General features: G+C 74.8%; 18 protein-coding genes. 8 read left to right on the forward strand and 10 right to left on the reverse strand.

The features are described 5' to 3' along the window. Window positions 1-341: 341 nt before the first annotated feature. The 7 genes from ACZ63H_RS06460 to ACZ63H_RS06490 all read left to right on the forward strand — a co-directional run bounded on the left by ACZ63H_RS06460 (window position 342) and on the right by ACZ63H_RS06490 (window position 8,806). On the forward strand, window positions 342-986 hold the full coding sequence (locus tag ACZ63H_RS06460) for a GTP cyclohydrolase II (RefSeq protein ID WP_469862705.1): 645 nt from the start codon (window positions 342-344) through the stop codon (window positions 984-986). A 439-nt stretch (window positions 987-1,425) separates the two neighbouring features. Then, the gene (locus ACZ63H_RS06465; protein WP_469862706.1) at window positions 1,426-2,556 is read left to right on the forward strand and encodes a glycosyltransferase family 2 protein; all 1,131 of its coding nucleotides are present in this window, start codon (window positions 1,426-1,428) and stop codon (window positions 2,554-2,556) included. Further along, complete coding sequence (locus ACZ63H_RS06470) at window positions 2,553-3,917, forward strand: MFS transporter (RefSeq protein ID WP_469862707.1); 1,365 nt, start codon at window positions 2,553-2,555, stop codon at window positions 3,915-3,917. Before ACZ63H_RS06465 ends, ACZ63H_RS06470 begins: the two co-directional genes overlap by 4 nt. Before the next feature lie 91 nt (window positions 3,918-4,008). Beyond that, window positions 4,009-5,199, forward strand: a complete 1,191-nt coding sequence (locus ACZ63H_RS06475) for a hypothetical protein (protein WP_469862708.1) — start codon at window positions 4,009-4,011, stop codon at window positions 5,197-5,199. 48 nt (window positions 5,200-5,247) lie between these two features. Beyond that, a complete protein-coding gene (locus ACZ63H_RS06480; RefSeq protein WP_469862709.1) occupies window positions 5,248-7,128 on the forward strand; it encodes a WD40 repeat domain-containing protein in 1,881 nt (626 codons plus the stop codon). Beyond that, window positions 7,125-8,114 (forward strand): TauD/TfdA family dioxygenase, encoded by a 990-nt coding sequence (locus ACZ63H_RS06485; protein ID WP_469862710.1) that lies wholly within the window; start codon window positions 7,125-7,127, stop codon window positions 8,112-8,114. Before ACZ63H_RS06480 ends, ACZ63H_RS06485 begins: the two co-directional genes overlap by 4 nt. 89 nt (window positions 8,115-8,203) lie before the next feature. Beyond that, window positions 8,204-8,806 carry a hypothetical protein gene (locus ACZ63H_RS06490; protein WP_469862711.1) on the forward strand — a complete coding sequence of 201 codons (603 nt, stop codon included), beginning with the start codon at window positions 8,204-8,206 and terminating at the stop codon, window positions 8,804-8,806. A 42-nt stretch (window positions 8,807-8,848) separates the two neighbouring features. On the opposite strand, the gene ACZ63H_RS06495 is transcribed toward ACZ63H_RS06490, so the two are convergent. Then, window positions 8,849-9,889 (reverse strand): hypothetical protein, encoded by a 1,041-nt coding sequence (locus ACZ63H_RS06495; RefSeq protein ID WP_469862712.1) that lies wholly within the window; start codon window positions 9,887-9,889, stop codon window positions 8,849-8,851. A 497-nt stretch (window positions 9,890-10,386) separates the two neighbouring features. On the opposite strand from ACZ63H_RS06495, the gene ACZ63H_RS06500 reads away from it, so the two are divergent. Next, a complete protein-coding gene (locus tag ACZ63H_RS06500; protein ID WP_469862713.1) occupies window positions 10,387-11,346 on the forward strand; it encodes a DUF4232 domain-containing protein in 960 nt (319 codons plus the stop codon). Between the two features lie 18 nt (window positions 11,347-11,364). On the opposite strand, the gene ACZ63H_RS06505 is transcribed toward ACZ63H_RS06500, so the two are convergent. The 9 genes from ACZ63H_RS06505 to ACZ63H_RS06545 form a co-directional block, all read right to left on the reverse strand. After that, window positions 11,365-12,309 (reverse strand): aldo/keto reductase, encoded by a 945-nt coding sequence (locus ACZ63H_RS06505; RefSeq protein WP_469862714.1) that lies wholly within the window; start codon window positions 12,307-12,309, stop codon window positions 11,365-11,367. Between the two features lie 37 nt (window positions 12,310-12,346). Then, the gene (locus ACZ63H_RS06510; protein ID WP_469862715.1) at window positions 12,347-13,837 is read right to left on the reverse strand and encodes a GMC family oxidoreductase; all 1,491 of its coding nucleotides are present in this window, start codon (window positions 13,835-13,837) and stop codon (window positions 12,347-12,349) included. 70 nt (window positions 13,838-13,907) lie between these two features. Beyond that, window positions 13,908-15,854 (reverse strand): radical SAM protein, encoded by a 1,947-nt coding sequence (locus ACZ63H_RS06515; protein WP_469862716.1) that lies wholly within the window; start codon window positions 15,852-15,854, stop codon window positions 13,908-13,910. A gap of 55 nt (window positions 15,855-15,909) precedes the next feature. Next, window positions 15,910-16,833, reverse strand: coding sequence for a sugar nucleotide-binding protein (locus ACZ63H_RS06520; protein WP_469862717.1), 924 nt, complete (start codon window positions 16,831-16,833; stop codon window positions 15,910-15,912). After that, on the reverse strand, window positions 16,830-17,870 hold the full coding sequence (locus ACZ63H_RS06525; protein WP_469862718.1) for an ROK family protein: 1,041 nt from the start codon (window positions 17,868-17,870) through the stop codon (window positions 16,830-16,832). Before ACZ63H_RS06525 ends, ACZ63H_RS06520 begins: the two co-directional genes overlap by 4 nt. Continuing rightward, on the reverse strand, window positions 17,867-18,223 hold the full coding sequence (locus ACZ63H_RS06530; RefSeq protein ID WP_469862719.1) for a cupin domain-containing protein: 357 nt from the start codon (window positions 18,221-18,223) through the stop codon (window positions 17,867-17,869). Before ACZ63H_RS06530 ends, ACZ63H_RS06525 begins: the two co-directional genes overlap by 4 nt. Continuing rightward, on the reverse strand, window positions 18,216-19,418 hold the full coding sequence (locus ACZ63H_RS06535; RefSeq protein ID WP_469862720.1) for a sedoheptulose 7-phosphate cyclase: 1,203 nt from the start codon (window positions 19,416-19,418) through the stop codon (window positions 18,216-18,218). Before ACZ63H_RS06535 ends, ACZ63H_RS06530 begins: the two co-directional genes overlap by 8 nt. An 8-nt stretch (window positions 19,419-19,426) precedes the next feature. Continuing rightward, the gene (gene malQ / locus ACZ63H_RS06540; protein ID WP_469862721.1) at window positions 19,427-21,475 is read right to left on the reverse strand and encodes a 4-alpha-glucanotransferase; all 2,049 of its coding nucleotides are present in this window, start codon (window positions 21,473-21,475) and stop codon (window positions 19,427-19,429) included. Further along, window positions 21,472-24,489: a Cof-type HAD-IIB family hydrolase gene (locus ACZ63H_RS06545; protein WP_469862722.1), complete on the reverse strand. Its 3,018-nt coding sequence runs from the start codon at window positions 24,487-24,489 to the stop codon at window positions 21,472-21,474. Before ACZ63H_RS06545 ends, malQ begins: the two co-directional genes overlap by 4 nt. Between the last annotated feature and the right edge of the window lie 11 nt (window positions 24,490-24,500).

Raw genomic sequence — 24,500 nt, forward strand, 5'->3', positions numbered from 1 at the left:
TTCACGCGATGCAGGATCTTGCCACAGCTTTCCCCTGTCGCAAGAGTGAACTCCTGCGCAGCATGGGTGCACCGGGAAACACCCGGACCTGATCCGGACGGATGCGCCGGAAAGGACGGAGAGGTGTATCCATGGACGCGTCCAAGAACCTTCACGGAATCATTGCCGCACTTGTCGTGGCGGCCGCCTTGGTGCTCGGTTCACCGGCCCTCGGAGGAATGCACCACGCACCTCACCACGAGATCAGCGTGGCCGACGGAAACGCCGGGGATTCGCAGTGGGGATGACCACCGCACCGTTCATCGAATTCCGCAGGAAAACGAGTGCCTGGAGGGTGGGACATGCGTACGGAGGAGAATTCGGCCGTAGTTGACGCGCCGGCGCAGACGGTACGGGTGAGGTCGCGGGTGGACGTGCCGGTCGATGTGCCCGGACTGGGGCGCCGGCCGAGCACGATGGTGAGCTTCCACGGCCTTCGGGACGGTCGCGAGCACATCGCGCTCCTCCTGCCCGGCTGGGACCGGACCCCCGAACCGTTGGTGCGGGTGCATTCCGAATGCCTCACCGGGGACGTCTTCGGCTCGCAGCGCTGCGACTGCGGACCGCAGTTGCACGAGGCCCTGGCCGTCTGCTCCCGGGAAGGCGGCATCATTCTCTACCTGCGGCAGGAAGGCCGCGGGATCGGCCTCTACAACAAGTTCGACGCGTATCTCCTGCAGGACCAGGGACTCGACACCTTCGAGGCCAATGCGGTACTGAACTTCGGGCACGATCTGCGCGACTACCGAGTGGCCGCGGACATGCTGGGGGCGTTGGATGTCACCACCATCCGCCTCCTCAGCAACAACCCGGAGAAGGGCGCCCAGTTGCGCTCGCACGGAATTGACATCACCGACGTCCTCACCACGGGAACGTTCCTCAACGAGAACAACCGGGCCTACCTGAAGGCCAAGCGCGAGCGAGCCGGCCATGCGCTGGACATCTGACCGCGCGCCCACCGGGGCCGTGCCGGCCCTTGCCCCCGGGACCTGACCGAGGCAGGAGCCTTCGTGCCGAACCGGCGGGCGAGGGCCGTGCGGGGCAAGGCCGGGGCGTGCCCGGGAGGAGGCTCACCGCCGTACCCGCCGAACGGCGGTGAGCCCCCGGGAGTCCGCCACCACCATGGGCGGCGCGGGCGCGGCGGCGGGACCCGCATCGGAAGGGCCGCGCCGGGCGCCGACGCCCTCGTACGGTCCGCTTCGGTGCGGCCGGCACCCTCGTGCGGCCCGGTCCGTCCGGCCGACGCCCCGTACCGCTCGCACCGCGCCGGTGTCCGCCCTGCCGGACGCGACCCACGGCCGCCCGGGCTCCGTCCCTCCGCCTCCCCCCGGCGGAGGCCCCCTGACAGAGGATCCGCAAGCAGAGGACCCCCAGCAGAGGATCACAGTGACTGGATTCCTTCTCCCCTCCGCCCGCCTCGACGCACACCGGGAGCCGCCCGGGGCCGACGGCCCGGACCTGCCCCCGGTCACCGTCCTCATCCCCTTCTACCGGGAGCCCGCCGACATCCTGCGGCGCTCGGCCGGCATGCTGCGGTCGCTGGACTACCCGCACGAGAAGCTGTCCGTGCGCTGGCTGCTGGACGCCCGGACGCCGGACGACGTGGCGGTGGCGCAGGCCGTCGCCGAGTCGGCCAGGACGGACTTCGCCGGTGACCTGCGGGTGGTGGCGGTCCCCTCGATGACCCCCAAGGCCAAGGCCCTCAACCACGCGCTGCGCGAGAGCGGCGATCCGTTCGTCGCCGTCTACGACGCCGACACGGTGCCGGACCCGGGCCAGTTGCGGCAGGCGGTCGCGGCGCTCGAAGCCAGGGGCCTGGACGTGGTGGACGCCATAGAACTCCCCGAACCCGGCGGTGACGTGGTCAACCGCACCACGCTGGCCCAATCGGCCGCCTTCTTCGGCGCGATGGAGTACGTGAACCGCCGCACCGGCATGCACATGCTGCTCGGCAGCTCGGTCTACTTCCGCCGCACGGCGCTGGACGCGGTCGGACCGCTGCGCGAGGACGGCGTGGAGGAGCTGTACGAGTGGGCCGTGAGGGCCGCCGCCCGCGGGGTGCGCATGGGCCGGATCGTCTCCTTCTCGTACGGGACGCGCACCTCGGTGGTCGGCCCCGCGCTCCGGCAGCGCACCCGCTGGATCCGCGGCCAACTCGACATCGGCTTCAGGCTGCTGGCCGGTCCGCCGCTGCCGCCCCGGCCGCGCCGGGCCGTGGCGCTGATGACGCTCAGCCTCCTGGCACAGCTCGCCGTGGTACCGGTGGCCGCCGCGGCGGTGCGCCGCCGCGGGCTGCGCCTCCCCGCCGCCGCCCTGCTGGCCGGCGAGGCGCTGCGCATCCGCGCGGTCGCCCGCGACCCGGTGTGGGAGGTCCTGCGCGTGGGCTCGGGCTGGTTCTTCCTGCTGCCCTTCGAGGTCCTGGAGTCGACCTCCGCCTGGCGGGCCGTGTGGGAACTGGCCACCGGCCGCGACACCTGGCACAAGGTGCGGCCCGAGTCCGGGCAGGGGCCGGCGTGATCGGCCCGGTGCTGCCCCGGGTCCGGCAGCGGGGCCGGATCTTCGCCTCCGTCTTCATCGACACGTTCGGCTGGGGCCTGTTCGCCCCCCTCGCGTTCCTGTACTTCTCCTTCGGCACCGGCCTGTCCTTCTCGGCGATCGGCTCGGCGGTCAGCGCCGGCACCCTGGCCTCCCTGCCGATGGCGCTGGTGGCGGGCTGGCTGGTCGACCGGTTCGCCGCCAAGGGCGTGCTGGTCGGCTCGAACCTGGTCACCGCCCTCGGCTACGGCCTCTATCCGTTCGCCTCCGACTGGACCCTCATCGCGGTGGCGACGTTCCTGGTCATGGCCGGCGACCGGCTGTACTGGGCGAGCTGGCCGGTGCTCGTCGTCGACCTGGCCTCCGGGCGGGCGCTGGACGCCACCTACGCGGCGGTGGGCACCATCAAGAACTTCACCGTCGCGACCGGCGCGCTGGCCAGCTCCGCGCTGACCGTCGCCTTCGGCCACGGGGCCGCGGACCTGGTACTCGCCGTGAACGTGGCGACGTCACTGGTCGCCGCGGTGCTGCTGGCCGGGGTGCGCGCTCCCGCGACCCGGTCGCGCACCGGGGCCGCCGACGACACGGCCGGCACCGAGGGACCCGGTACCGGAACGGAGACCGGCTGGCGGGGAGCGGTGAAGGACCACGCGTTCACCGCGTTCTGCGTCTCCTTCATGCTGCTCACCTTCGCCTGGGCGCTGCCGGCGACACTGCTGCCCGCCTACACCGTGGAGATCATGGGACTGCCGGGCTGGGTCCCGGCCTTCTTCCTCGGCATCAACAGCGTCGTCATCACGCTGGCGCAGCTGCCGGTCACCGCAAAGGTCTCCGATGTACCCCGGGAGAGGCTGCTGGTGCGGGCGGCACTGGTCTTCACGGCCGTCTTCACCGGCCTGTACCTGGTGACCGGACTGCCCGCCACCACCGCGATCGTCCTGCTCGTGCCGGTGCTGCTGGCCTTCACCGTGGGGGAGATGATCAGCCTCCCCGCCGCCAACGCCCTGGTGGCCAGCAGTGCCCCGGCGGCGATCCGCGGCCGGTACATGTCGCTGTTCCAGCTCTCCTGGGCGGTGTCCGGGCTCCTGACCCCCGCGCTCGCCGGGTTCGTCCTGGACCGGGGCGCCCCCTGGGTGTGCGCCGCGTTCGGCGGGATCGCCCTCCTCGCGGCCGCCGGGCTGCGGGCCACGGCCCACCGGGTGGCGGCCCGTGCCGCCGCCGGCCCGGAGGAAGCGGCGAAGACGGCCGGTCCGTCCCCCAACCGCCCGGACCCGGCGCGGGCGGCCCGGGACACCGGGCCGGACCGGGACCCGCCGCCCGCGACGGCCAAGGAAGCGACATGACCCGGTTCCCCGCGCCCGCCGCGCCTCCGTTCCCCACGCCCTGCGAGGAAGTGACATGACACAGCTCCCTGCGGCCCTCCGAGGAAGTGACATGGCACAGCGCCCGGCCACCGACGCCGGCCGTTCCGGCCCCGCGCCGCGCATCGGCATCCGGATCATGGCCCACCCGCGTCGACGGCCGCAGGCGGAGGCCGTCCTGGCCCGGCTCCACGGCGACGACCGGCGCGTCGTGCTCGACCCGGAGCCCGACGGCCCCCCGAGCGCCCTGCGCACCGCGGCGGCCGCCTGGGACGGCCCGTACGGCGAGGCGAGCCACCGGCTGGTCCTCCAGGACGACGCCCTGCCCGCCGCGGGCTTCACGGACCTCGTGGCCGAGGCCGTACGGAGCCGCCCGGACGACCCGATCGCCTTCTACAGCAACTGGAACCACTGGAACGGCTCGCCCGTCCGGCTCGCCGCCCTCGCGGGCGCCGGCTGGGCCCAGGCCGTCCCGGACGAGTACGTGCCCTCCCTCGCCGTCGTGCTGCCCCGCGCGCTGGCCGCCGAGTTCGCCGCCCACGCGAAGACACTGCTCGCGGCCGACGCGCCCCCGGACGACGAGGCGCTGGCCGCCTTCCTGCGCCGGCGGGGCCGGGCCCTGTTCATCTCCGTGCCCAACCTGGTCGAACACGGCGCGGGCGACAGCCTGGTGGGCAACGACAACCAGGGGCCCCGGCGTTCCCCCTGCTTCGCCGACGACGCGGGCGGCGGCCGGACGGGCACCGCCACCCTCGGACCACTGGGCTTCTACCCCCACTTCTTCAAGGGCCACGTCTACGGCATCACCCCCACCGGCCCCGACGGCACCTACGTGAAGACCTACTGGGACGAGTGCGTACCGGACCTGGGCCTGGACCCCGACCGGATCCGGCACCTGGCCCGCAGCGAGCCCCGGCCCGCCGCGCTGCTGCGCCGGCTCACGGCCGGCGGACTGCACGTCCACCACGCCACCGCGGCCTGGACCGCCGCGGTCCTCTACGGCTTCGTCCTGGCCCGCCTGCCCGCCGGCCCCGGCCCCGCGCTGACCGGCGAGCCGCGCCCCGATCCGGCCGTACGGGCGCGCGCGGCCGAGACCATCCCCCTGGGCGGCCTGGCACAGGTGGCCGGGCTCCCGCTGCTGCGCCGGGTCATGGACCCCCTGCGCGCGCTGGTCGAGGAGGGCCTGACCGCCGGCACGGAACTGGCCCGCGAACCGGCGCCCCCGGCCCGCCCGCCACAACCCCACCGCACCACCGGACCCTGACCCTTCCGCCGCCGAAACCGAAACGCGTTCAAGGAGTGCGAGAAGAGCATGCGAACCGTCGACGTCTTCCAGCCCGAGTCCCCCGACAGCGGCACCGCGGTGCACGCCTCCCCCCAGACGTCCGTGGCGTTCAGCCCGGACGGCGTCCACTTCGCCAGTGCCGGGTACGACGGCCGGGTGGCCCTGTGGGAGCGGTCCGGCACCGCCCCGCTCTGGGTCGGCCGCCACTCCCGCCTGGTCAACGGTGTGCGGTTCTCCCCCTCCGGCCGGCTGCTGGCCAGCGGCTCGGCCGACAAGACCTGCCGGATCTGGGACGTGGCCACCGGCCGTCAGGTCCAGTTGCTCGCCCGGCAGCCCGACGACCTCAACGCGCTGGCGTGGCTGGACGAGAACCGCCTGGTCACCGTCTCCCAGGACGGCACGGGCCGGATCTGGGACATCCGCACCGGCACCCTGGAGGAGGGTGTCATCTTCCACGCCGACCACTGCATGTCGGTCGACGCGTCCGCCACGGGCGTCCTCGCGAGCTGCGGGGAGGACGCGACCATCCGGCTGTGGGACACCGACGGCTCCCTGCTGCGCGACCTCCCGCAGGCCGGTCACGCGGAGATGTGCCGGTGGTCCCCGGACGGCACCCTGCTCGCGGCCAGCTGCGACGACGGCTTCGTGCACATCGTGCGGTCCGACGGCGAACTGGTCACCAAGGTCGGCCCGTACACCGCCGCCGTGAAGTCGGTCGCCTGGTCTCAGGACGGTTCGCGGCTCGTCATCGGTGCCTACGACAGCACGGTCACCCTCTGGCACATCGCCGACTGCCGTCCCCTGGTGCGCTGGTACGGCCCGCACCTGTGGCCCCGCTCGGTGGACTGGTCGGCGGACGGGCGGACGCTGGTCGCGGGCACCTTCTCGGCGCGGCCGGCGGTCATCGAGGTACCCGAGATCCCCGCCGACGCCCTGCCCGACGAGGTCCGGGAGATCACCCTCGAAGCGCCGGTCGCCACGCACGGCGTCAACCACGTCTCCGCCGCCGGCGAGGCGCTCGCGGCGGGCTGCGACAACGGCACCGTCCGCTTCTGGGGCGAGCCGGGCGCGACGGCACCCGAGGTCCCGGTGGGCAACGGCAGCCTCGTCAACACGGTGGCGCTGTCCGCCGGGCTGCCCGGACTCGTCGCCTACGGCTCCTTCTCCGGCCGGGTCGGGGTGGCCGACGCGCGCACCGGCCGCGATGTCGCGTTCGTCGAGCGCGAGCACCCGGTGAACCGGGTCGCCTGGTCGCCGGACGGCCGGCGGCTCGCGGTCGCCGACTACGAGGGCGGGCTCGACCTGTACACCTGGACGGGCGGCGAGCTGGTGCCCGGCGTCCACTACGACGGCCACGACGGGGCCATCAAGGACGTGTCCTGGGTGGACTCCGGACGCCTCGTCACCTACTCCACCGACCGCCAGGCCCACCTGATCGACACGGACGGAACCCTCATCCGCTCCTTCGGCGGGCACGGCGAGCTGATCAACGGCGGATCGGTGACGGAGGTGGCCGGCCGGGCGCTGCTCGCCACCGTCTCCCGGGACCGCACCTGCCGCCTGTACGACCTCGAGACCGGGGAACTGCTCCAGGTCCTGGTCGGCCACGACGAGTCCGCCAAGTGCGCGGCGTGGCACCCCGGCGGCCGGCCGCTGCTGGTCACGGGCTCCTACGACTACACCGCGCGGCTGTGGGTCCTCGACCCCGACACCCTGGCCCCGCTGCACAGCCATGTGCTGGACGGGCACGGCAGCGCCGTCAGCGCGGTGACCTGGCTGGGCGACCACCCGGTCACCGCCTCCTGGGACAGCAGGGTGCTGCTCTGGTCGGCGGAGGCCGAGCCCGGCCGGGCACCCGCCCCCACCGAGCTGGCCACGGACTGGCAGGACCGGAGGGACCCCCGATGAGCACCGTCGGCCTCGAAACGGCCGCTCCCCCCGCGCTGGCACTGTCCGCCGACGAGTCCGAGGCCGTACGGCGGGCCGCCCGGAGCGTGGCGCACACCGCGGACGGCATGCTGGACGACCCGGAGTTCACCGCGGCCGCGCGCGCGGCCTGGGAGCTGCTGCCCGTCCGGCTGCGGCAGACCGTCCGCGCCTTCCGCAGGCACTCCGGCGACAGCGGCGCCCTGCTGATCAGGGGCATCCCCCTGGACGAGGCCCTGCTGCCCCCCACCCCGACCGTGGCCGGCTCCGCCCGCCGCCGCGCGACGGTGCCGGCCACGGCCCTGCTGATGACCGCGGCCGGCGGCCTGGGGGACCCGGCCGCCTACGCCCCGGAGAAATCCGGCGCGCTGGTGCAGGACGTGGTGCCGGTCCCCGGCCAGGAGGACTTCCAGGGGAACGCGGGCTCCACCCCGCTGTCCTTCCACACGGAGAACGCCTTCCACGAACACCGGCCGGACTTCGTGATGCTGCTGTGCCTGCGCGCCGACCACGACGGCACGGCGGGCCTGCGCACCGGGTCGGTCCGGCAGGCGCTGCCCGCCCTGCCGGACCGGACCCGCGAGATCCTGCGCCTCCCGGAGTTCAGCACCCAGCCACCGCCCTCCTTCGGGGCGGCGGGCGGGGCCACCCCGCCCGGGCCCGTCCTGCGCGGCGACCCGGACGACCCCGACCTGAGGGTGGACTTCGCCGCCACCACCGGGACCACGCCCCGGGCACGCCTGGCGCTCGCCGAGCTGGAGGCCGCCGTGGACGCCGCGGCCCACACCGTCCGGCTGGCCCCGGGGGACCTCGTCGTCGTGGACAACCGGGTGACCACGCACGGGCGGACGGCGTTCCGGCCCCGCTACGACGGTGCCGACCGCTGGCTGCTGCGTACCTTCGCCGTCGCCGATCTGCGGCGCTCCCGTGCTCACCGGCCCGGCGACGGCTACGTTCTGAGCCACTGAGGGCAGTACCCGCCGGGTCCGGCAGCCCCGGACCCGGCCGGCGCCCACCACCCCGACCGCACCACGCGGTGCCCTCCAGGAGACACGCGATGCCAGCCACCGGACCAGGACTTCACGTCAACGCCCTGGTGCTGGGGCGCACCCGCCGGATCTGCGCCATCTGGAGGGTGGCCGGGGCCGCGGGTGCCTCCCATCCGTGCGCGTTCCACGCCGCGTATCTGCTGCCCCGCCGGGGCCCGGAGCAGGACTGGGCCGTCGACACCGTGTTCGGCGCGCTGGACGAACGGCACGCCTGCGACGACGGACCGCTCTGCGCCGACCTCGCCACCACACGGAACGGCATGGCGGTGACGGCACTGCGGCCGGGACTGTGCGCACCGGTCCTGCTGGAGCTGTCCCGTACGGCGCTGGGTCTCGGCCAGCGGGAGTGGGCCGAACTGGCCGGCCAGAGCCCCCGCGCCTTCCACGTGACCGCGTCCGGCGACTACCGGATGTACCGGTACGCCGCGGCGGTCGCCCTGCCGGTACGGGCGGGCGGCTGCCGGGTCCGCCAGGTCGTCGACCAGTGGGACCAGCCGGTACTGCGCGCGTACGCGGCCGCCCTGCTGGCCACGGAGCGCCCACGGCCCGGGGACGCGCGGACCGGGAAGTTGCGCCGCGGGGGGAACCTCGCGGGGGAGAGGCCGCTCTGACACCGTTCACGTCCCCCGGAGACGGCCTGCGCGCATCGCCGGTCAGGGCCGGCTCCGGCCCTCCGCCCCCGGCCCGACCAGTGCCCCCGACTCCAGCCGCCGGACGAACCGGGACCAGTCGTCGGCGCACGCGCGGGCCAGGGTGAGCACCGCGTCGACCCCGTGCGGCGGGACGGCACGGGCCAGACGCTCCAACTCGGAGGCCCCCAGCGAGTGGACGGCGAGGATCCGCAGGACGGTACGGCCCGTCTCGGTCTGCCGCAGCGACGGGTCACGAGCCAGCCGGGCGATGGCACGCTGCCGCTCCTCGGGGGCCAGCGGCGCGGTACGGTGCTCCGCCGGCGGTGCGGGCGGACCCTGCGAGGCCCTCGGCCGGCGCTGCCCGTCCGGGACCGGGTCGTCGCCGCGCAGCACCCGCACCTTGACGTCCCGGGCCGTGCCCAGCGAGATCCCGGCCGCGCTCGCGAGCGCCCGCAGGGAGATGCGGGGATTGTCCCGCAGCAGTTCCGCCGCGCGGATGCGGGCCTCGGCGGTCTGCCGGGGGCGCGCCCGCCCGTCCCGCCCCACGCGGGTGTCCGGCTCCGCCAGGTCGCCGGCCGAGCGCCGGACGGCGGCCACCGTCTTGTCCGACAGGCCGCTGGCCCGCGCGATGCGCCGGTCCGACCAGTCCGGGTGACCGCGCATGATGCGCCGGGCCGCGGCCATCCGGTCGTCCCGGGACAGCGGGAGACCGTGCCTCATGTTGAGCCTCACGGCCAGGAGGAAGATCTCGTCGTCCTCGCCGTCGACGAGCCGGGCCGGTATGTACTCCTCGCCCCGCAGCCGGGCGGCGCACAGCCGGTGCCTGCCGTCCACGACCCGCATGGTGCGCCGGTGCACCACGATCGGGGGTGCCTCCGCTCCCGCCTCGTACAGCGTGCGCACGTGTTCCGGATCGAGGCCCGCCGACCGCAGGAAGGAAGGGGTGTCCGTCTTCAGGCCGGTGGTGGACAGCAGGTGGACCGGAAGGGCGGAGAGGTCGATCCCGTCAGGGGAATCGACGTCGTCGGTGATGGGCGCGATGCTCCTGATGGTTCCGGTCACTGTGTCATGCACCTCCGCGGGCACACACGATGAGGGGCGGCTCGCTGGAACGGCACCGGTCGCGCTGGAGAACCGGAAAGGACAAGCCGTCAAGAACGGGGCCCACAGCGCCGGCATCCACCCGGCCCTCGGCTCCCCCTCCCCGTACGCCGTCACCGGGTGATCACAACACCCGCAGGACAGTAGACCCGATAATTGGTCTAGTCAAATCATACGGACGCAGGTGAACCCCCGTACGGCACCCCGCCGTTCAACCGCTCCCCTCCGCACTTGAACGGCCGCACGCGCCGGGAGCGGTACCACGACGGCGAACCGGGCGCGATGTTCCTGTGCAGCGGTTCACCCGCCGGCTTCGAGCAGCACCTGGAGCCGCGTCGTGGTCGACTACGCGGCCCTGGCACGGGAGGCGCCCGGCCTGGACGCCGGTCACTGCCCGGGCACCCTGAACTGTGACCCCCGTCGCATGCGCCGGGTGCGCGCCCTGATGGGATGTCGGGATGCGCAGATCCCCTGACCGCGGGCCGGCTCGTGCCGCGCCCCTCTTCCTGCCGGCCCTGGCCGCGACCGCCCTGCTGCTCACGGCCTGCGGGGCGCAGCGCGCGGGAGCCGGGAGCACCGACGCCCGCCCGGCCGCGTCGCAGAACACCACGCGGGTCGACGACCCGGGCAAGGACGGCGTGCGGATCACGTCGCTGACCCTCCCCCCGGCCTCCCCCTCGCCCACCCGCGACCACTCCGTCTCCGCCGGCGGACTCGCGACGGGCGCGGACTCGGGCGTCTTCGCCTCCTACGAGGTCACCAACGAGGGCACCGAAGCGCTGACCTACTCGGTCGTCCTCACCTTCGTGAGCGCGGACGGCGGGGCCGTGACCGACCGGACCGTGACCGTGCGCGACGTCGGCCCGGGGAAGACCGCGCGGGGCGCGGTCCGGGCCGGGGAACTGCCGCCCGGCGCACCACGGGTGACGGGGGCCGAGGTGCTCCAGGTGACCAAGGTGCCCGCGCGCGAGGCACCGGCCGGGCCGGGCACCTGCCCGCCCTCCGGGATCCGGGTCAGCGCCGACGAGGGCGACGCGGCCATGGGACTGCGCGTCGTGGGCCTGCACCTGGAGAACTGCGGCACGCGCGCCTACGCCGTCGACGGCTACCCGCTGCTGGAACTCCTGGACGGCGACCGCCGGCCCGTCGACGGCGTGCGGATCCTCCACGGCAGCGGCGGGATCACCACCGGCACCGGGCTCGACGAACCGCCCCGCCCCGTCACGCTGGAACCCGGCGAGTCGGCGACCGCCGGCCTGGTCTGGCGCAACACCACCGGGTCCGGCACACCGGTGAACGCGCCCTACGTGCGGGTCCGGGCGAAGGAGGGGGCCGAACCGGTGACGGTGACCCCGCACCTGGACCTCGGAACCACCGGCAGGCTCGGGGTCGGGCCGTGGAAGAGGACGCGAGGCTAGGCACCGGCCGGCCACCGGTCAGGGCAGGGGGGCCTCCCGCGCGGCCGTCCACAGGCCGTACCACTCCTCGTGGGTGAGGTCCGGTTCGCGGAGGGCCGCGTCCCGGCAGGCGGTGATGCGTCCGGGGCGGGTGGTGCCGACGACGGGGGCGATGCCCGCCGGGTGGCGGCGCAGCCACCACAGGAGGATGGTCTCCGGTGTGGTGTCCTTGCGCCGGGCGAGTTCCGCGACGAGCCGGTTCACCCGGGTGTCCGCGCCCGAGGTGAACCGGCCCCGGGCGAGCGGGCCCCACGCCTGGAGCCGCACCCCGTTCGCCGCGCACCACTCCAGCGTGCCGGGCGCGAAGCCGTTGCGGGTGGCGTCGGGCGTGTTGAACAGGACGCCCGCCTCCACCCAGTCCCGCCGGGCCAGGCTCATCTCCAGCTGGTTGACGACCAGCGGGAGGTGGGTGTGGGCTTGCAGCGCGGCGATCTGCGGGCCGCTCATGTTGGACACGCCGAACTGCCGGACCAGCCCCTGGGCGTGCAGGGAGGTCAGTGCCTCGGCGGTCTCCCGGGGGTCGGTCAGCGGGTCGGGCCGGTGCAGGAGGAGCACGTCGAGGACGTCCGTGCGCAGCCGGAGCAGGCTCTCCTCGACCCGCCGTACGATGCCGGCGCCCCGCAGGTCGTAGTGTCCGGGCCGGTCGCCGTCGGGCAGCCGGATGCCGCACTTGGTCTGCAGCACGATGCGTTCCCGCAGGCCGCGGCTGCGGGCGAGCACCTCCCCGAAGACGGCCTCCGACTTGCCGTACCGGTAGATGTCCGCGTGGTCGAAGGCCGTGATGCCGGCGGCCAGCGCCGCCTCGATCGCGGTCTCCGCGTGCCGGATGTCCTCGGCCGTGTACGGCTCGGTGTCCCAGCCGCCGCCGAGTCCCATGCAGCCGTACAGCAGCTTGTGCGTGCGTATGTCGGTCTCTGCCGCCATGTCGGTCTCCGTGGTGGACGTGTCGGGGTGCGGGAGGTCAGGCGCGGAAGGTGTCGGCGAGCATCTCGGCGACGGCCAGGACCGGCAGCTGGGTGTTGGCGGCCGGCACGGTCGGCAGGATGGAGGCGTCTGCGACGCGCAGCCCCGCGACACCGTGCACGGCGCCACGGCCGTCGACCACGGACCGCGGATCGTCCGCCGGGCCCATGGCGCAGGTCCCCACGGGATGCCAGTAGGTGCCCACCCGGGCCCGCAGGCGGTCGTCGGGCAGCGTGTGGGCCGGTGCCGCCTCGGCGGGGCCCGCGAGCGCCTTCATGGCCGTGGCGAGCTCCTCCACCTTCCGCAGGCCCGACCGGACGACGGCGACGTCCCGGCCCGCCGGGTCGGTCAGGAAGGCGGGGTCGATGGCGGGGGGCTCCAGGGGATCGGCGGAGCGCAGCCGGACGTGCCCGCGCGAGACCGGCTTCATCAGGAACGCGGAGATGCCGGCCTCGTACCGCCCGGGCGGAAGCGAGCCGAACAGCGGCGGGCCGGCCGTGGGCAGAAGGTGCAGGTCCCACGCCCCGTCCGGGCACAGCTCGCTGGCCGCGCGGATCAGCATGCGGCTGACGTACAGTTCCCCGGCCGCCTCCTTGGCGGCCAGCGCCTTGTTCAGGCCGTCCGTGGGGGACAGGGGCACGAAGACACCCGGCTGGTCGGACAGGTTGGCGCCGACACCGGGGAGGTCCGCCGCGCAGCGGATGCCGGTCTCCGCCAGGTGCCCGGCGGGGCCGATGCCGCTGCGCAGGAGCACGGCGGGGGAGCCGAAGGTGCCGGACGCCAGGACGCAGGTGCCGGCCGCCAGGGTCACCGGCTGCCCGTCCAGGACGATGTGCACGCCGGTCACCCGGCCCGCGCGCAGGGCCAGGCGGTCCACCAGGGCGTCGCCGAGGACGGTCAGGTTCGGCCGCGCCCGGGTCGCCGGGTCAAGGTAGGCGAAGGCGGCGTTCCAGCGCAGCCCGTCGACGGAGTTGAGCAGCGGCCGGCCGTGGCCGGGCGGCCCCGGAGTGCCCATGTCCACCTCCGGATAGCCGAGTTCGCGCGCCGCCACCAGCGCGGCCGAGGCCCAGGCGGACAGTTCCGGGTCGGGTACGGTGCGCAGCCCCATGCGTTCCACGGCCCGCAGCCGGTACGGCTCCAGCGCGCCGGCCGACCAGGCTTCACCGCCGGCGCGGGTCCACTCCGCGTGGTCGGCGTGCGATCCCCAGGTGTTCCAGGCGCCGTTGATGCACGACGAGCCGCCCAGGACGCGGGCCCGGACGCGGTAGAACTCGGTGTGCCGTTCCCACACGTCCTCGCGCGGCAGGGCACGGGCGTTGCGGATCTTCTCGGGCCAGTCCTCCCGCCGGGGCCCGTAGTCGGGGCCCGCCTCCACGAGGCACACGGTGCGGCCGGGGTCCTCGCTCAGACGTGCCGCCAGGACGCACCCGGCGACCCCGCCGCCGAGGATGACGACGTCGTAGCCGGACGCAAGGGACGGGATCTTCATGGTCGCTCCGCTGAGAGGTGGTGTGGGGGAGGGACGGGCGCGTGGACCCGCCGTGCGTGCAGGGGCGGCGTCACCGGGGGCCGGCGCCGAGTTCGGCGAGGAGCAGCCGTCGTGCGATGTCCGGAGCCGTCACCGGGTCCGCCGCCGCCTTCCAGCGCCGCAGGGCGTCGCGCAGCGCACCGGTGTCCGCCCCGCGCAGGGAGGCCGCGAACCGCTCCAGGCCGTGGCCGCCGCGCGCCTCCTCGGGTGTCGGCACCCGCTCGGACGCCGCCGGGAGGTCGTCGCCCGGCACCGGTCCGCCCGTCAGCGCGGGCGTGAACTCCGGTGCGAACAGGGAGGCCAGTTCCGCGCGGCGCTCCGGGCCGGCCAGCGACCGCAGCAGCTTGACGACGAGGGGCTCCTCCGTGTGGCCCCGGGGCGAGCCCCAGGAGGCGATCTCCGTGGCCGGCAGCGTGCTCAGGCACGCCAGCAGGGCCAGTGCCGGCGCCGCGGAACGGCCGCCGAGGACCTGTCCGGCCCGCGCGCACCAGCGCGCGAGCCGCTGCCGTACGGCGATGTCCGGCGCCGCGCCACCGGGCAGCAGCGCCAGCAGGATCCGCCAGCAGTCGAGGTGGACGTCCAGTACGTCCGCGGTGAGCGCGGACACCCGCGCCGGGTCGTGGTGCGCCTCGGCGGCCAGGGCGGGCAGGATCTCGGTGTACAGCAGCCGGACGACGCGGTGCGGGGTGCGCTGCGCCTGCCAGCAGTCGTCGTGGGCGTGGTCCGCGAGCAGCTCCTCCACCGCGACCGGCTCCCGTGCGAGACCGGTGCGCACGCCCGCCTCCGCCGCCTCGAAGTGGTACAGCTCGTCCAGGTGTTCCCCGGGCCGCAGCGGCGCGGACACCCGCTCCGCCTCCGCGAGCAGCGCGTCGCCGCGTTCGAGCAGCGCCGCGCGGCGCTCGGGCGTCAGGGCCGCCGCGTACGGCTTGAGCCGGTCCAGCTCCCGGGAGAACGCCTGGAGCAGGAACGGCGTGGTGAGCCGGTGACTCATCGGCAGCCCCAGATAGGGAAACACCGCGCAGGTGCGGCAGCCGGGGCGGTGCCCCACCTCCTCGTCCCGCACCCGGACCAGCTCCGGATCCCGCACCAGTTCCCGGTACGGCCGTTCCCATGGGAGCGAGGCGTCCCACTCGTGGTAGCAGGGCAGCATGACCCGGCCGTCCGGACCGACGGTCAGGATCCGGGAGTTGGCCCCGCAGGCGGTCGCGGTCGCCGGGGAGAGCGTCCGCAGATGGTGCAGGAAGGCCAGGTTCACCGTGGTGTACGGGGCGTACCGCTGTTCCGCCACCCGGCGCAGCAGCGCCGACGACGGCACCCGGGCAGGCGCCTCGGCGGAAGTGGCCGTACTCGCCCGCCCGTTGACGGCGGCCAGCTTGAGCATCCGTACCGGGCCGGCCGGGCGCACCTCGCTCTGTGCCGCGAAGTAGGTGAACATGGGCGCGAGATAGACGGCGACCCGGTGCCGCTGTGCGTAGGCGACCACGTCCTCCACCTCCCCGGCGTTCCGGTCGGTCACCACGCAGATCAGCTTGAGGTTGTCCGCTCCCTCGGCCCGCAGGCCCTCCACCAGGGCGAGGGTGCGGTCGAGGGTGTCCGTGCCCCGGATGCGGTGGTAGCGCTCGGCGCTGAGCGTGTCCAGCGAGATGTTCAGCGTGTCGACGAGCGGGACGATCCCGGCCGCCAGCGGGGCGAACCGGATGGCGTTGGTGGTCAGTTCCACGGTCATGCCCAGGTCGCGCGCGTGCCGCACCGCCGTGACCAGCTCCCGGTGCAGGGACGGTTCGCCACCGGTGATGTCGAGGTAGGTCACGCCCAGTTCCGCGAGTTCGTCGAGGCAGCGCCGCAGCCCGTCGGAGGTCAGCTCCCGGTGTCCGTCGAAGACGGGGTCCTGCCAGACATTGCAGTACCCGCAGCGGGAGTTGCAGCGGAAGGTGAGGTACAGCCGGGCATGCCGGAAACGGGTGGGTGCTGTGGCCACGGGGCTCCTCGCGAGTACGGGATTCGAAACGGCCGGGGTGCGGGACGGCCGGGGGTCAGACGGCCGTGGTTCCGGTGAACGCGGGGGCCAGCAGGCGCGCTCCCTCGCGCACCCCGCGGACCGCGATCCGCCCGGTGGCGGGCAGGGCCGCCAGCAGCTCGCTGGTGAGGCAGGCGTTCACCGGACGGGAGGCATAGCGGGTCAGGGCCCGCGGTACCGGTGTCACCAAGCCGGCGGGCGCTCCCAGCTCCCCGGCGATGACGGTGGCCCACGCGGCACGGGTGAGCCGGTCGGGCCCGCCCAGGTGCAGCACCGGGGGCAGCGGGTGCCCGGCGCGCAGCAGGGCCGCCGTCACCTCCGCCACGTCGTCCAGGAGCACCGGGGTCGTCCAGTGGTCGTCCGGGGCCTCGATCCGCTGCCCCTGCCGCAGCCGGTGGGCGCACGCGGCGAAGAAGTTCAGCCACTTGCCCGCGTCGGCCGGCTCGTGGCCGTAGACGAGGCTGACCCGCAGGGCCACCGCCCGGGCCGCCGTGGCGAGCAGCGCCCGCTCCGCCTCCGCCTTCGCCCGGCCGTAGGCGTTCGCCGGCGAGACGGCGCTGCTCTCGGTGTTGTCCGCCGAGCCGCCGTCGAAGACGTTGTCGGTGGAGATCATCACGATCCGCGCGTCCGGCGCCAGCGTGGCGAAGGTCTCCGCCACGCCGACGTGCGCGGCCCGGGCCTCCTCCGGGTGGGCCTCGCACCAGGTGACGTCGGACGGGCCGTGCACCAGGACGATGCCCTGGGGGCGCAGTCGGTCCAGTGCCCGCCGGCAGGCGGTGGCGTCGGTGGCGTCGAGCGCGGCCCAGCGGGCCCCGTACTCCTCGGGCGGCACCAAGGGCGGCCGGCGCGAGGCGAGCGTCACGGGCTGCTCCGCCGCCAGTCGCCGGGCGATCCCGGTGCCCACCAGGCCGCTGCCCACGACGAGGATCCGCTCGCTCACGACGCCCCCTGGGAGAACGGCGCCGGCATCCGGTCCGCCAGCAGCCGGCCCGCGCCGATCAGTCCGTGGTCGTCGTCGGCGGCCCCGAGCGACACCATGGCGTCGATCTGCCCGGGATCGAGGCCGAAGCAGCCCAGCCGCACCAACTCGGCGACCAGCAGGCGCCGGTACGGCTCACCGACCGCCAGGGCGAAGCCGCCCATCAGGATGTAGCGGCACACCCCGACCGAGGCGAACACCCCCGAGACCGCCTGGGCCAGCGGGGTCAGGGTGCCGCGCAGCACCTCGGTGCTGAAGGGGTCGCCGGCGCGGACCGCCTCGGCGATCGCCCGGTTGCCGATGCGGTCCGCCCGGCCGTCGCACGCCGCCGCCAGCAGCGAGTCGCGGAAGGCGGACTCCCGGGTGTGCGCGGCGCGGCGCATCGCGGCCAGCACGCCCCGCCCGGAGGCGACGGCGCCGAGGTGGCCGCGGCCCCCGCAGTCGCACAGCGGCGCGTCGGGGGACGGGTCGCAGACCCAGTGGCCCAGCTCGCCGCCGTGACCGTCGGCGTCCAGCAGGACCTCACCGCCGCGGAACACCTTGTTGCCGATCCCGGAACTGATGGTGAGCAGGCAGAAGTCCCCGGGCTCGGTGGCGGCGTACCGCCAGGCCGCCGCGGTCAGGTCGTTGACGACGACGGCCGGGGTACCGGTCCGTTCCGTCAGCAACTCGCCCAGCGGCAGCGGGTCTCCGCGCCGTCCCCAGACGGTGGGCGCGGCGAGCACGAGGCCGGCGGCCGTGATCGGCCCGGCGAAGGCCACGCCCAGCGCCCGCGGCGGCCGTCCGCCCGTGTGCGCGGCGACCTCGCGCACGATCTGCGCCACCACCCGCCGCTGGAGCACCGGCACCGGGGCGCCCGGGTCGCGGTGCAGGCCGTCCACGGGCACCCGGCGCACCCGGTGCACGGCTCCGGTCGCGGGATCGTAGTCGCCCACCCGCAGCGTGGTGCCGCCCACGTCGACCACGGTGAACATCTCGTCGGCCGGCCCGCCGCTCATCCGTTCCCCTCCTCGAAGACGAGCAGCCGCAGATCCCGTTCGCCGTCGTTCAGCAGGCCGTGCTCGCCGTAGGGGCCGTTGACCACGACGTCACCGGGACCGACCCGGAACTCCTCGCCGTCGAGGTACATCAGGCCGTCGCCGTCCAGCACGACGTAGGTCTCGCGGTCGGCGCCGTGCCGGTGCCGGCCGATCGAGGTGCCCGGCGGCAGGACGGCCAGGTCGACGAATTCCGCGCCCGGGGAGCCGGGCCGGCGGGCGAACAGGCGGTGGGCGAGGATCGTGCCGAGGCCGCCGTGGTCCCGTTCCTTGCCGGCCAGTAGTTCCCGCAGGTTGGCCACGGCCTCAGGCATCGCGCCGCTCCCCGTCCGCCGCGAGCGCCTTCAGCGCGGAGACCAGGACGTCCCCGGGAACGTCCTCCAGCTCCTCCACGAAGGCCGCCTTGCCGATGCCCGTCGGCACCACGAGGTGCAGTTTGCGGCCCCGGCGCTGCCAGGAGGCGAGCAGCGCCTGTGTCATCAGCTCCGGGGTGCAGGTGCCGGGATCGAACACCGGCAGCCCGATCCGCCGCAGCAGCCGGACGACGCGGTCGCAGGTCTCGTCGTCCGCGAGGCCGAGCAGACGTGCCAGGTGGGCGGAGAGCGCCATGTCGACGGCGACCGCCTCGCCGTGTTCCAGACGGTGGTCGCCGGCCGTCTCCACCACCGGGCTGAAGGTGTGACCGAAGTCGACGAGCCGGGCCAGTTCGTGTTCCCGGAGGTTGGGGCAGAGCTCCTCCATCATCAGCCGCATCGACGTGCGCAGGATGTAGGTCTCCAGTTCCCCGTGGGAATGGTGGGCGTCACCCTCCGGACGCCGGAAGGCGTCCGGGTGCCGCTCCAGCGCCTCGAACAGGTCCCCGTCCAGGATCACGGCCATCTTCACGATCTCGGCGAGCCCGCAGCGGATCTCCCGGTGCGGCAGCGTCGCGAGGAAGGCGGCGTCGTTCAGGGAGGCGTGCGCCGGATGGTAGGCGCCGAACATGTTCTTCGTCCGCAGGGCGTTGACACCGGTCTTGACCCCGACGCCGACGTCCACCTGGCCGACGAGGGTGGTGTTGACCTTGACGTAGCGGATGCCCCGGGCGTAGATGGACGCGGCGAAGCCGACGACGTCGGCCACGATGCCGCCGCCGACGGCGAGCATCACCCCGTGGCGGTCCAGCCCGTCGGCCTTGGCGAGGGCGCACACGTGCTCCGCCGCGGCGAGGGTCTTGTGGTGCTCGCCGGTGGGTATCACGTGCAGGGACCACTGACCGGGCCGGACATGGGCCTCCAGGCAGGCGCGCAGCCGGTCGCCGTAGAGCCGGTCGACGGTCGGGCTGACGAAGGCCACGACCCGGCGGTCCTCCAGGTAGCCGGCGAGCAGGGTGTCGTCCGGGTCGAGCACCCCGGTGCCGAGGTCGACCCGGTACCGGATGCCGTCCGGTGCGCTCAGGTCGAAACCGCCGGAATCCTCGCGGACTCCTGCCGGCGGATGCCCGGCCCGATCGAGAACCTGGCTTGTCATCTCTCTCCTCACGTGTTCTCACCGTGCCGCGCGAGCTGCGCGAAGACCCGGGACACCGCGGCCACGAGGGGCTGTGCGGGCAGGTCCTCCAGCGGTACGGGACGGTCCTGGGCATCGCTCACGGGCAGCCGCCAGTTGGGGTACACCGCGGACGTGCCGGGGATGTTCTGGGACCGGCGGTCGCCGGTCGCGTCGGGCAGCCAGACACCGAGCAGACGCGCCGGTGTCCGGCACAGGAAACGGTGCAGCGCGACCACGTCGCCCTCCGGGTCGGGCCACAGACCCAGCCGTTCCAGCTCCGCAAGCCAGCCGTCGCGCTCGGCGGCGGCCTCGGCCTCCTCCTCCGCCTCGGGACGGGTGAGCAGGCCGAGCCGGGCGCGCAGGGCGACGTGCTCGGCGCTGAGCCAGGCCGCGGTCGGCGGCAGGTCGTGCGTGGTCAGCGTGGCGAGGCAGTCGCGCCGCCACCGCTCGGGCGGCAGCGGACCGTGCCGGCCCGCCGAGCCCCCGAGGTACTCGAAACGCTGCACGGACGTGCCGAGGACGCCCCGCGCGGCGAGGGACTCGCGCACGCCGGCCTCGACCGTGCCGAGGTCCTCGCCGATCACGGCGGCCCCCGCGCGGTGCGCCTCCAGCATCAGCACGCCCAGCATGGCCTCGCCGTCGTAGCGGACGTACGTGCCCTCGGACGGCGGCCGGCCCTCCGGCACCCACCACAGCCGGAACAGGCCCATCACGTGGTCGACGCGCAGCGCGCCCGCGTGCCGCAGCCCGGCCCGCAGCAGCCCGGCGAGGGGCCGGTACCCGGCCGCGGCGAGGGCGCCCGGACGCCAGGGCGGCTGCGCCCAGTCCTGGCCGTGCGGGTTGAAGTCGTCCGGGGGAGCGCCGACGCTCATCCCCGCGGCCAGGCAGTCCTTGAGGGCCCAGGCGTCGGCGCCCTCCGGGGCCACCCCGACGGCCAGGTCGTGGATCAGGCCGAGTGCCATGCCGGCGCCGGTGGCCGCCGTCTGCGCCGCGGCCAGCTGTTCGTCGGTGACCCAGGCGAGCCAGCGGTGGAAGTCCACCTCGGCGGCGAGTTCCTCGCGGGCGCGGGCCACGGCGGGCGAGTGCGGGTCGCGCAGAGCGGGCGGCCAGGAGCGCCAGGCCCGGCCGTGCACGTCCGCCAGCGCGCACCAGGTGGCGAAGTCCGTCAGGTCCTCGCCCTCCCGCGCGGTGAACGCGGCGAACGCGGCGGCCCGCCCGGGGGAGAGCGGCACCCGGTGCACGGCCCGCAGCGCCTCGTGCTTGAGCAGCCGCACCGCCTCCCGGTCGATGAGCAGATCACCGCGCAGCACACCCTCGTTGAGGGCCCGCGCCCGGGCGGCGCACCGGTCGGCGGTACGGCGTTCCCCGCCCGTCAGGTACGCGTACTCCGGGATCGCCTCCACCCTCAGATGCATGGGGTCGGGGTACCGCCGGGAACTGGGCCGGTAGGGCGACGGGTCCGGCAGCGGACCGGGCTCCATCGCGTGCAGCGGACCGAGCTGCACGAAGTCCGCCCCGAGCGCCCGGCCCGACCAGGACGCCAGCTCCGCCAGGTCACCGAGGTCGCCCATGCCCCACGAGCGGCGCGAGAGCACCGAGTACAGCTGGACGAGGAACCCCCAGTGCCGTGCCGCCGGCACGGGCAGCCGCTCCGGTACGACGAGCAGCGGCGCCGACTGGCTCCGCCCCGCCGCGCCGACGTGCAGGGTGTGCCGGCCGACGGGCAGGAGACCGGAGAGGGCGGCTGTGCCCCCTCCTTCGAGCGCCACCTCGGCCGTGGCGTTCCCGGGCAGTCCGAGCGGGGGCGCGGCGCCCTGGCGTACGACGACGCACTCGGGCAGCAACCGGGACGCCGTGCGCTCGCGGTGGGCCGCGAGGGCGGCCCGCGCCGCCGCACCGGTGGCCGCGTCCACACCGCACGCGGCGAGCACGGCCACGAGCGTGTCGGGGGACACGTCCACCCGCCGCCCCCGGTCGGTGGTGTAGGCGGTGGCGATGCGGTGGGCCTCGGCCAACTCGCGCAGGGCGTCGGTCACGACGACTCCTCCCGGGTGCCGAAGAGCCGCTCCAGGACGACGGCGACACCGTCCTCGTCGTTGCCGGGCGCGATCTCGTCGGCCATGGCCCGCAGCGCCGGATGGGCGTTGGCCACGGCCACGCCGTGCCCGGCCCAGGCCAGGAGCGGGATGTCGTTGGGCATGTCGCCGAAGGCCACGGTCTCGGCCGCGTCGCAGCCGAGGAGCCTCGCGGCGCGTTCCACCCCGGCGGCCTTCGTGGTGCCCGCCGGCAGCACCTCCACCATGCCGCGCACCGAGTGCACCACGGTGACCAGGTCCCCGCACAGCCTCCGCGCCACGGTCTCCACCTCGTCCTCGGGCACGCTCGGGTGGTGCAGGACGAGCTTGTCGATGGGGTCCGTCCACAGCAGGGCGCGGTCGGTCGTGACGTCCCAGCCGTGGCGGACGCGTTCGCCGAACCGGGGGGTGACCTTGAAGCGGCTCTCCGGCGGCGCCGTCACGACGCCCAGCTCCAGGGGCCCGAGCGCCGCCTCGACGCGTTCCACCACCTCCCGGGCGAGACCGAGGTCGAGCGAGGCCGAGCTGAGCAGCCGGTCCGCCCCGGCGTCGTAGAGCTGGGCGCCCTGCCCGCACACGGCGAGCCCCCGGTAGCCGAGTTCGGCCAGGTACTGCTTGCAGGCCGCGGCGGGTCTCCCGGTCACCACGAGATGCCGGGCCCCGGCCTCGGCCGCCCGGGCGAGGGCGTCGCGGGTGCGGGCGGAGACGGTCTGGTCGCTGCGCAGCAGGGTGCCGTCGAGATCCGTCGCCACCAGCCGGAAGGGCGGGCGGCCGGCGAGATCGCCGGCCGGCAGGGCGTCCCAGGTGACCCGCCCGGAGGCCAGGGTCAGCATGACGAGCAGATGCCGGCCGGCGGGCGAGCCGGGCAGGGCGCCCCGGAACACGCCGTCCCCGGCCGGCGCCAGGGCCGTCAGCACCATGCCGCTGTCCGCGGGCACGGCCTCGTCGGAGGCGACGGCCTCCGCGCGCGACTCCAGACCGGTGGCGGGGGCGACGGCGCCGGGCACCGCGATCTCCACGTGCCGGGCGTGCGGGTGGCGGTACTCCAGCAGCCGGCCGCCCGTGGCGTCCCGGAGCACCCGGTACCGTCCGCGCACGCGGGCCGCCCAGTCGTCCCGCCCGGCCGCGCGGGCCGTCTCGGCGCATCGGGCGAAGTCGGCGCGGGCGTACGCGGCTTCGAAGAGCCGCTCGTACGCCCGCTCGTCCAGGGGGGCGCAGCGTGCGTAGGCCGGGGTGTCGCCCAGGTCCGCGGCGGACCGGGCGAGATTCTGCCGGTGCCGGGACCAGGCGTCGGCGGGCAGGCTGTCGAACCAGCCATAGCGGACGGCGTCCTCGGCGGGGAAGGGCCGGGGCCGGCCGCTCAGCAGGTCCGCGAAGGCCGCGAGGCGGCGGTCCGCGCTGCGCGCCCAGGTGAACCGGCGCGCGGTGGCCCGGGAGTTGGCCGACAGCCGGGCGTACTCGTCGGGGGCCGTGCGCCGCAGCGCCACGGCCTGGCGTATGCGTTCGGCGAGCGCCGAGGCCAGTGCCGGATCGTCGTCGCGGAACGAGACGGGCAGCGAGAGGCCGGTCGCCCGCGGGTCGTCCACGGGCAGCGCGTGCCCGAAGTGCGCGGTGACGCTCTGCGCGGTCGCGATCGGCACCGCGCCGCACGCCATCGCCTCGGCCTGGGCGATGAGGAAGCCGTCGAGTTCGAACTTGGAGGGGAACACGCAGAAGTCGGCGCACGCGGCCTGCTCGAACAGGGTGTCCTCGTCGGCCAGGCGCCAGTCCAGGTACACGCGGCCCGGGAACCGGTCGGCGACGCTCCGGAAGTAGGCGTTGGCGGCCGGTGCCGTCCGCCCGCCGCCGCCGTTGGTGGCGAAACGCAGCACGAACACGGCTTCGGTACCGCTCGCGAGGACCTCCTCGACGGCGCGGACCAGCTCCAGCTGGCCCTTGTGGTGCACCGCGTAGCGGGCCGCGTGGTAGAAGACCGGCAGCGACGCGTCGAGGCCCAGGCCGCGCAGGACGGCGTCACGGTCGACGGCCCCCGGATCCCGGGCCAGCCAGCTGTCGGATATCCCGCAGCCCCCCGTGAAGAGCTTCGCGGCCCCCTCGCGCAGCATCCGGGACACCGGCAGGGTCCGGAACAGCGACTCGAACGGCGTGTCCCGGAAGGTGCTGTAGTGGTCGCGCTGGCCCGGCGAGACGAAGTCGACCAGATCGGCGTGGGCCAGGATCATCGGCAGGAAGGCGAGGTGGTCCGGGCCGGCCTCGACGTGCATCCGGGTGCCGGCCAGGACCCGCGCCATGGTCGCCTCCGGGCCGTCCTCGGCGGGTGGCGGCTCCGCGAACGCGTCCAGGTCCGCGTCGACGCCGAACACGTCCAGCAGCCGTTCCACCTGCGGGCGGTACACCGCCTGGGTGACGGGCGCGTTGGCCGCGACCGTGCTCACCGTCCGCAGGGTCGGATCACCGGCGAACAGCGTGGGCAGCAGATAGTGGTAGTAGGGCTCGAAGCCGTGGACCACCGCCTCCTCGCCCCTCAGGTACCGCTGGACGAAGTGCGCGCCCGCGACCTGGAACACCAGCGGCTTGAAGTACGCGAGGTCCCTGCCCTCGGTGCCGGGCGGCGGATACAGCCGGTCGGGGAGCAGATCCAGGAAGGCGTCGGAGAGGAAGTACACGTCCACGCCGTCCCTGCGCAGCCGGTGCGCCCGGGTGGTGAGGTCCAGGCCGATCTCGGCCGGGTGGTCCGGCCACACCTTGGGATCCGGCACCAGCGGCACCCGGTGCTCGTGGACGTAGGGGAGTTCCTCGATCGGGTGGTCGCGCCGCAGCGTCTCCAGGAGCCCGTGGGCGGGAGTGACCAGCGAGACGCGGTGACCGCGCGCCGCGTACTCCCGCGACAGGTTCCACACCAGCGGGGACAGCCCGCCGCGCATCAGACGGTTGTCGAACCCGCCGCACTCGAAGGCGAAGTGGATGACATGCATGGGCGCGTCCC

It is taken from the genome of Streptomyces sp. NPDC104831 (assembly GCF_055583025.1).

Bases quoted from the DNA above. Each gene is read 5' to 3' on its own strand.
- ACZ63H_RS06460 (WP_469862705.1), top strand. From the start codon at position 342: ATGCGTACGGAGGAGAATTCGGCCGTAGTTGACGCGCCGGCGCAGACG.
- ACZ63H_RS06475 (WP_469862708.1), top strand. From the start codon at position 4,009: ATGGCACAGCGCCCGGCCACCGACGCCGGCCGTTCCGGCCCCGCGCCG.
- ACZ63H_RS06480 (WP_469862709.1), top strand. From the start codon at position 5,248: ATGCGAACCGTCGACGTCTTCCAGCCCGAGTCCCCCGACAGCGGCACC.
- ACZ63H_RS06485 (WP_469862710.1), top strand. From the start codon at position 7,125: ATGAGCACCGTCGGCCTCGAAACGGCCGCTCCCCCCGCGCTGGCACTG.
- ACZ63H_RS06490 (WP_469862711.1), top strand. From the start codon at position 8,204: ATGCCAGCCACCGGACCAGGACTTCACGTCAACGCCCTGGTGCTGGGG.
- ACZ63H_RS06500 (WP_469862713.1), top strand. From the start codon at position 10,387: ATGCGCAGATCCCCTGACCGCGGGCCGGCTCGTGCCGCGCCCCTCTTC.
- ACZ63H_RS06505 (WP_469862714.1), bottom strand. From the start codon at position 12,309: ATGGCGGCAGAGACCGACATACGCACGCACAAGCTGCTGTACGGCTGC.
- ACZ63H_RS06510 (WP_469862715.1), bottom strand. From the start codon at position 13,837: ATGAAGATCCCGTCCCTTGCGTCCGGCTACGACGTCGTCATCCTCGGC.
- ACZ63H_RS06525 (WP_469862718.1), bottom strand. From the start codon at position 17,870: ATGAGCGGCGGGCCGGCCGACGAGATGTTCACCGTGGTCGACGTGGGC.
- ACZ63H_RS06530 (WP_469862719.1), bottom strand. From the start codon at position 18,223: ATGCCTGAGGCCGTGGCCAACCTGCGGGAACTACTGGCCGGCAAGGAA.
- ACZ63H_RS06535 (WP_469862720.1), bottom strand. From the start codon at position 19,418: ATGACAAGCCAGGTTCTCGATCGGGCCGGGCATCCGCCGGCAGGAGTC.
- ACZ63H_RS06545 (WP_469862722.1), bottom strand. From the start codon at position 24,489: ATGCATGTCATCCACTTCGCCTTCGAGTGCGGCGGGTTCGACAACCGT.